This is a genomic window from uncultured Wocania sp., assembly GCF_964021735.1.
Classification (GTDB): domain Bacteria; phylum Bacteroidota; class Bacteroidia; order Flavobacteriales; family Flavobacteriaceae; genus Wocania_A.
The window spans coordinates 1-7,722 of the sequence record NZ_CAXIBN010000148.1 but is presented as its reverse complement, the minus strand read 5'-3'; the positions used below and the strand labels follow the sequence as shown (position 1 = coordinate 7,722).

Annotated in this window: 6 protein-coding genes; 4 read left to right on the top strand and 2 right to left on the bottom strand. The window is 34.0% G+C overall.

Annotated features, from left to right (window positions below; all coding sequences use genetic code 11):
- Positions 1-412: 412 nt before the first annotated feature.
- The gene (locus AADI82_RS11985; protein WP_341216667.1) at positions 413-2,926 is read right to left on the bottom strand and encodes a DUF5686 family protein; all 2,514 of its coding nucleotides are present in this window, start codon (positions 2,924-2,926) and stop codon (positions 413-415) included.
- 63 nt (positions 2,927-2,989) lie between these two features.
- Positions 2,990-3,967, bottom strand: coding sequence for a pyruvate dehydrogenase complex E1 component subunit beta (locus AADI82_RS11980; RefSeq protein ID WP_341216666.1), 978 nt, complete (start codon positions 3,965-3,967; stop codon positions 2,990-2,992).
- Between the two features lie 188 nt (positions 3,968-4,155).
- On the opposite strand from AADI82_RS11980, the gene AADI82_RS11975 reads away from it, so the two are divergent.
- The 4 genes from AADI82_RS11975 to AADI82_RS11960 all read left to right on the top strand — a co-directional run.
- The gene (locus tag AADI82_RS11975; protein WP_341216665.1) at positions 4,156-4,902 is read left to right on the top strand and encodes an electron transfer flavoprotein subunit beta/FixA family protein; all 747 of its coding nucleotides are present in this window, start codon (positions 4,156-4,158) and stop codon (positions 4,900-4,902) included.
- 26 nt (positions 4,903-4,928) lie between these two features.
- On the top strand, positions 4,929-5,888 hold the full coding sequence (locus AADI82_RS11970; RefSeq protein WP_341216664.1) for an electron transfer flavoprotein subunit alpha/FixB family protein: 960 nt from the start codon (positions 4,929-4,931) through the stop codon (positions 5,886-5,888).
- Between the two features lie 209 nt (positions 5,889-6,097).
- Positions 6,098-6,715: a bifunctional nuclease family protein gene (locus AADI82_RS11965; protein ID WP_034043111.1), complete on the top strand. Its 618-nt coding sequence runs from the start codon at positions 6,098-6,100 to the stop codon at positions 6,713-6,715.
- A 12-nt stretch (positions 6,716-6,727) separates the two neighbouring features.
- Positions 6,728-7,722, top strand: a 995-nt coding sequence (locus tag AADI82_RS11960) for a Na+ dependent nucleoside transporter N-terminal domain-containing protein (RefSeq protein WP_341216663.1), incomplete at its 3' end; no start/stop codon positions are given.

The window sequence follows — 7,722 nt, the reverse complement described above, 5'->3', positions numbered from 1 at the left end:
CTTAATTGAAAATAATAAACAATGAACTAAAAGATGCTTACCACCTCACCTTTTTTAATATCTCATGTTCTTCCGATACATCTTTTAATTGTCTCTTTAATAAGGCTATTTCTTTTTGTTCGTCTGTTAATTTTGGCTTCCCTCGACCTAGAAAACTGTTCTTTTCATAATCTTTTGATTCTTGTCGCCAACGACTGAGTACAGGTATAGGAACATCCTGTTCTTCAAATATCTGTATTACGCTTTTACGTTACCTCGGGCATAGCTTAATTCTACTGCCTTTTTCTTAAATTATAAACTTTAATTCCTGTGTGCTCTTTTCATAATTCAAAGTTAAATTATGCAACGTAATTATCGCAACCAAATGTCCAGTCTAATACAGAAAGTCCAGGCAGGTGTTCAAATAAAAATTCTAAAAATAAAACCCGAAGCTTCCTGTTACCCCAAACTTTCGTGCGTTTGGGTACAGCTCTTTATCTTTATAATTGCCTCTAAAATTAAAATCGATTCTAAACACTTTAAAAATATTACCAATACCCAAACCATACTCGTAATAGGGCTTGTTATTTGGTGCCACTAGCGGAATACTATTTGGATTGTTGGTGGTGTTTAAGTTTATATTATCTTGCGAAATCTCACCCCAAACGCCACGAATACTTACAATTTCTCGAAGATTAAATTTTCGTAAAAACGGAATTCTTGAAAAGAAGCGTCCGTTAAAATTATGCTCTAAATGAAACGACGCATAAGTATCGCTTACAAACTCGTAAAAGTCTAACTGCGAAAAGGTGTTGTAAATTGAAAAATACGATTGATTGCCAGGGATTACACTTAGCAAACCTAAAGGCACTTCTCCAAAGGTTTTACCAGCTTCGATAGTGGTATACAGCCTGCCAAAACCACCAACTTGCCATGGTTGTATGTACGAGAGTTGCAGTTTGGTATAATCAAAATCGCTTTTAAATATACTTTTATCGCCACGACTTATTTGCGCAAAAATACGTGCAAAATCGTCGTTTGCTATACGTCGCTCTACGCCGAAACCTGTCATTTTTCGTTTTGGAAAATAAGATACTGAAAGCGAGGTTTCAAATTGCTTTATTTCAGATTCAAAACCTGTTGGCGATTCTGCATCAACGTAATCTAAACTAAAGGTTGGTGATGCCGACTCTAAAGTACGGTAATTTGAACCTAACCTAAAAATAACATTGCGCCAAGGTTCTAACTCGACTGCTAAACTTGTTAAATTTATAGAAGTTAATTTATCATTTGCTCCTGTTCCCACAACCGATGAGGATGCTAAACTACGCCCTAAAACATCGGTGCTTGTGGTTAGGCTTGCTCCTATTTGCTCGACATCGCGCCTGTTTCCTCCAGAAATAATCAATCGTCTTTTTTTATCCAAAAGCCATTTTCCTGAAATGCCATATTTGAATTTATCGTCTCTAAAACCGTAAGCTAAAAAGCCTTCTAATCGCCACAAATCGTTTCTACCAAAATAAGTACGTCCGCCAGCACGTAAACGTAAGCCTTCAACTTCGTTAAAACCAAAGGTTGAAAAAATGGGACCGTAGTCTAACGGTAACGTATTAAATTCAATATAACCCGATGATAAAATGCTTCCTAAATTGTAAAGCCGCTTAAACTTTTTTACGGTTTTTAAAGTGTCTAACATTTTATAAACACCTTGTTCGTCTTTATTCAAATCTTCTAATCGGTTATCTGCCCAAAACGCATCATCTCTATCGTAAATATCTTTATCGTAATTATAAACTTCCTGGTCGTAGAATTTTTTATCTAAAGGTTTGTCGAACTCATAATTATTAAATAATGTGGTTCGCTTGCCGTAAACACCACGTGATTTTTCTTTTTTGCTTAACGCGAAATCAGACATCATATAATCGCGCTTTACAAGGAAAAGTGAATCGTTTAACACTTCAAATTCTTGCTCAATATAAATATCCTTTACCCAGTTTATATTGGCGCTTTTTGAGGCTTGTAAATTAATTTCTTTAATAGCATAAGTGGTGTCTGCAACCCAAAAATCGCCTTTAAAAGTCAATTCATTTTTACGACGCGGATAATAAATAATATTGTAACACCATTTATTATCGATGAATGCACTATCTGACAATACATAATTATAGGTATTGATGCCTGTTTTTGAAAGTGGACTGACAAAGCTTTTATCGAAAAATTTTAGATAATTATCGTATACATTATAATCGGAATATAAATCGTCAACAAAATCAATTACAACTTGATTGTCGCTAAAACCTGAATTTTTATTTCCCTTTAAAACCTCTTTTCGTTTATTAATTACATTATCGCCATAAACTTTTGATACGGCTTCGTTAATAAACATGGGCAAGTACGTTTTACCTGTAACACGAGAGGTGTCAACTTCGTTAAAAACAAATTCCATACCCCTGAAAAGTTTACTTTTTATAAGCGCACTATCAATAGTATTAATATCGAACTCTACTTTTTCGTATTTGTCGTATTCGTATTGTTTGTAAAGGTTTAATCCATTTCTACGCTTATGTTCCCAAATCTTACGCAACAAATCTATAGCAGGGTTATTTTTTTTGGATTGCTTTCCAGATACAATAACTACTGCATCTAATTGTGCAGTTTCCTCCTTAAGTGTAAACTTTAAATTGTAATTTACTTTTTTGGCTAAAGGAACTTCAATGGTTTCGTAACCTATAAACGAAATAATTAAAGCATTCCATGTTTCGGTAGATTCTAAATAGAACTTTCCATTTTCATCTGTAATAGTGCCTTCAGAAGATCCTTTAAATACAATATTAGCAAAAGAAACGGGTTCATTATAATCATCAAACACATAGCCGCTAACTTTGGTTTGGGCTATTACTGAAAAAAATCCTAAGAAAAAAATTATAAATAGTAGTCTTATGTTCATAGTATAAAAAAACTTCATCAACAATCGTGCTAATGAAGTTTATATAACGTAAAAAAAATTAATTTATTTGTATAAAACTTTTTTAACTGCTTTAACGACATCTTCGCTATTTGGCAACCATTCTGCTAATAAAACAGGTGAATATGGAGCTGGTGTATCAGCCGTATTAATTTTTACAATGGGAGCATCTAAATAATCGAATGCCTCAGATTGTACTAAATAGGTAATTTCAGTAGCTACATTTCCAAAAGGCCATGCTTCTTCTAAAACTACTAATCTATTTGTTTTTTTAACTGATTCTAAAATGGCTTTTCTATCCATTGGTTTTACAGTACGTAAATCGATAATTTCGCAAGAAATACCTTCTTTCTCAAGTTCGTCTGCAGCTTTGTAAGCTTCTTTAATAATCTTTCCAAAAGATACAATAGTTACATCTGTACCTACACGTTTAATTTCAGCAACGCCTAACGGTAATACATATTCGCCTTCTGGCACTTCACCTTTATCGCCGTACATTTGCTCGCTTTCCATAAAAATAACAGGATCGTCATCACGTATTGCAGCCTTTAATAACCCTTTTGCATCGTATGGATTAGATGGTACTACTACTTTTAAACCCGGTGTATTTGCAAACCAGCTTTCAAAAGCTTGCGAGTGCGTTGCTCCTAGCTGACCCGCTGAAGCTGTTGGTCCGCGAAAAACAATTGGACATTTGAATTGTCCGCCAGACATTTGCCTAATCTTTGCAGCATTATTTATAATTTGATCAATTCCAACTAAAGAGAAATTAAATGTCATGTACTCAACAATGGGTCTGTTCCCTGTCATGGTCGATCCAATGGCTATTCCAGCAAAACCTAACTCAGCAATAGGTGTATCTATAACTCGTTTTGATCCAAACTCGTCTAACATACCTTTTGAAGCTTTGTAAGCTCCATTGTATTCTGCCACTTCCTCACCCATTAAATAAACGCTTTCGTCTCTGCGCATTTCTTCGCTCATGGCTTCGCAAATTGCCTCTCTAAATTGAATTGTCTTCATTAAATATGTTTTAATCGAATTGCAAAAATAACAATAAATAAAATACTTTGTTCAAAAGAATTATCTAAAATTTACTATGCACGCATAGCAAATATTCGAAATAAAATAATTAACTTCGTTCCCTAAATTTGAAGTACATAATAGTTAGATACTTCTCACATAAAGAATCTTAATTTAATTATAAAAATATGAAAGTTTTAGTGTGTATAAGTCACGTTCCAGACACTACATCAAAAATTAATTTTACAGATGATAATTCTAAATTCGACACCAATGGTGTACAATTTGTTATCAATCCAAATGATGAGTTTGGTTTAACTCGTGCCATGTGGTTTAAAGAAAAGCAAGGTGCAAGTGTAGATGTTGTTAATGTTGGTGGTGCAGAAACCGAGCCTACGCTTCGTAAAGCTTTAGCCATTGGTGCAGATAGTGCTATACGTGTTAATACGGTTGCTGTTGATGGCTTTCAAGTAGCTAAACAATTAGCCAAAGTAGTGCAAGATGGTGGCTACGATTTAATAATTGCTGGTCGCGAATCTATTGATTATAATGGCGGTATGGTTCCAGGTATGTTAGCTGGTTTAACTAATGCTAATTTTGTAAATAATTGCATTAACCTTGAAGTTGACGCTACAAACGCTACTGCAACTAGAGAAATTGATGGTGGAAAAGAAACCGTATCGACAACTTTACCTTTAGTTATTGGCGGACAAAAAGGATTGGTTGAAGAAAGCGATTTACGTATTCCTAATATGAGAGGTATTATGATGGCACGGAAAAAGCCACTAACGGTTGTTGAACCTGTTGATGCTAGTACAGAAACCACATCGGTTAAATTTGAAAAACCAGCTCCAAAAGGCGCAGTAACCTTGGTTTCGCCAGATAATTTAGACGAATTAGTAAACCTGCTTCACAACGAAGCTAAAGTGATTTAATCAATTTTCAAAAAAAATAAAAATAAATGTCAGTTTTAGTATATACAGAATCAGAAAAAGGTACTTTCAAAAAAGTAGCCTTAGAAGTAGCATCATATGCCAAAGCAGTAGCAAATCAATTAGAAACTACTGTAACTGCTGTTGCAATAAACGCAAATGACACTTCTATTTTAGAAAATTATGGTGTAGATAAAGTTTTAAACGTTAGTAACTCAAAACTTGACACATTTAATGCCAAAACCTATGCTGATGTTTTAAAACAAGCAGCTGAAAATGAAAATGCCAAAGTCGTAATAGTTAGTTCTAGCGCAAACAGTAAATATTTAGCACCACTTTTGGCTGTTGGATTAAATGCAGGTTTTGCTTCAAATGTTGTTGAAGTTCCATCAAGCATATCTCCTTTTACCGTTAAACGAACCGCTTTTACAAACAAGGCTTTTAACATGACAACCATTGACACCGATGTTAAGTTAATTGCGGTTTCAAACAATTCTTTCGGATTAGTAGAGTTTAATGGTACCGCTTCCGTGGAAGCGTTTTCACCTTCTATTCCAGAATCTGGTGTAAGTGTAAAATCTGTTGACAAAGCAACCGACAAAGTTACTATTGCAGATGCCGAAATAGTAGTTTCTGCTGGCCGTGGTTTAAAAGGTCCTGAAAATTGGGGTATGATTGAAGAATTAGCCGATGTTTTAGGTGCAGCAACAGCATGCTCTAAGCCAGTTTCAGATTTAGGTTGGAGACCACACAGCGAACACGTAGGACAAACAGGTAAACCCGTAGCAGCAAATCTATATATAGCTATAGGCATCTCTGGAGCTATTCAACACTTAGCTGGTATTAACGCCTCAAAAGTGAAAGTGGTCATTAATACCGATCCTGAAGCTCCTTTCTTTAAAGCTGCCGATTATGGTGTTGTGGGTGATGCTTTTGAAGTGGTTCCGCAACTCATCGAAAAATTAAAAGCTTTTAAAGCTCAACAATAGATTATTTTTTTATAAATTGTATTGTTCCACAGAACTGATTAAATTAGCATTATATCAAAATCTGCCTTAGGCAGTTGGTTAAGTCCTAATTTAAACAGTTCTTTGTGCTTAATAAGCTACCTTGGTAAAAAACACACTTGGTATTTTAAGACATGTTTTTATTATGAGGTAACTCTCTAAAAATTTAAACCTCGATTATCGAGTAAATTATGAGTTTAGTAAAATTAAACATAAAAGGCATATCATATAGTCAAACCCAAAATGGTGCATATGCACTTATTTTAAATGAAGTAGATGGCGACCGCAAACTTCCTATTGTAATTGGTGCTTTTGAAGCGCAATCTATTGCCATTGCTTTAGAAAAAGAAATTCGCCCACCACGACCTTTAACTCACGATTTATTTAAAAATTTTGCAGATCGATTTGATATTGTTGTAAAGCAAGTCATTATCCATAAATTAGTTGATGGTGTTTTTTATTCCAGTTTAATATGTGAACGCGATAAAATTGAAGAAATTATTGATGCCAGAACTAGTGACGCTATTGCTTTAGCACTTCGCTTTGATGCACCAATTTTTACTTATAAAAACATTCTTGACAAAGCAGGTATTTACTTAAAAGTGAATCCTAAAAAAGATGAGGAAGACGAACTTCAAGATAGTATACTAGTTGATGATTTAATAGCAAATGAATTAGAACCTAACGCACCTCGCGAAAATTACAAAGGAAAAACGCTTGAAGAACTTCATAATTTATTAGACGAAGCAGTATCTAATGAAGATTACGAAGCTGCGGCACATATTCGCGACGAAATTTCTAAACGCTAATCTCATAAATTTATGAAATCCTTTTTTTTGTCTTTAGTAGCTATTTTTAGCTTATTTACTTCAACATTAATAGCTCAAAAAACAGACAAAATAAAGCTTACAGATACTATTGAAAATGTATCGCAAACACCTTCAATACAATCAAATACTTCAACAGATTCACTATATATAAATAAGCAAGTTGTAGAATCTAAAAACCTAACGCAACAAGTTGTTCCAAATACAAATGAAACAAATAATACTATTATTGAAAGTCAAGGCTTTTCAATAAATAGCCTATGGCGTGGTGTTTTAGGAATGATTACTTTAGTTTTCATTGCCTTCCTGTTTAGCAGTAATAGAAAAGCCATCAATTGGAAAATTGTGGGTATTGGATTAGCATTTCAACTTTTAATTGCTATTGGTGTTTTAAAAGTTGAATTCGTTAAAACTATATTTGAATTTATTGGCGGCATGTTTGTACAAGTGCTAGAATTTACAAGAGCAGGCAGTAAATTTTTGTTTGAAGGCTTAGTAGTAGATATGGATACTTTCGGATTCATATTTGCTTTTCAAGTATTACCAACTATTATATTCTTTTCGGCTTTAACATCTGTTCTATTTTATTTAGGCATTATTCAAAAAATAGTAAAAGCTTTTGGTTGGTTATTGTCAAAACTTTTAAAAATATCTGGAGCAGAAAGTTTAAGTGTTGCTGGTAACATCTTTTTAGGTCAAACTGAAGCACCACTTTTAATAAAGGCGTATTTAGAAAAAATGAATAAGTCTGAAATGCTTTTGGTTATGATTGGTGGTATGGCAACCGTTGCTGGTGCTGTATTGGCAGCTTATATTGGATTTCTTGGTGGAGACGATCCTGCTTTACGTTTATTTTATGCGAAACATTTATTAGCAGCATCGGTTATGGCGGCTCCAGGTGCGATAGTAATTTCTAAAATATTATATCCGCAAACTGAAAACGTTAATACCGATGTAACCGTTTCGCAAGAAAAAATAGGTTCAAACTT

What these genes read in the sequence shown, in the direction of transcription:
- AADI82_RS11985 (WP_341216667.1), bottom strand. Translation starts at nt 2,926, where the DNA reads ATGAACATAAGACTACTATTTATAATTTTTTTCTTAGGATTTTTTTCA.
- AADI82_RS11980 (WP_341216666.1), bottom strand. Translation starts at nt 3,967, where the DNA reads ATGAAGACAATTCAATTTAGAGAGGCAATTTGCGAAGCCATGAGCGAA.
- AADI82_RS11975 (WP_341216665.1), top strand. Translation starts at nt 4,156, where the DNA reads ATGAAAGTTTTAGTGTGTATAAGTCACGTTCCAGACACTACATCAAAA.
- AADI82_RS11970 (WP_341216664.1), top strand. Translation starts at nt 4,929, where the DNA reads ATGTCAGTTTTAGTATATACAGAATCAGAAAAAGGTACTTTCAAAAAA.
- AADI82_RS11965 (WP_034043111.1), top strand. Translation starts at nt 6,098, where the DNA reads ATGAGTTTAGTAAAATTAAACATAAAAGGCATATCATATAGTCAAACC.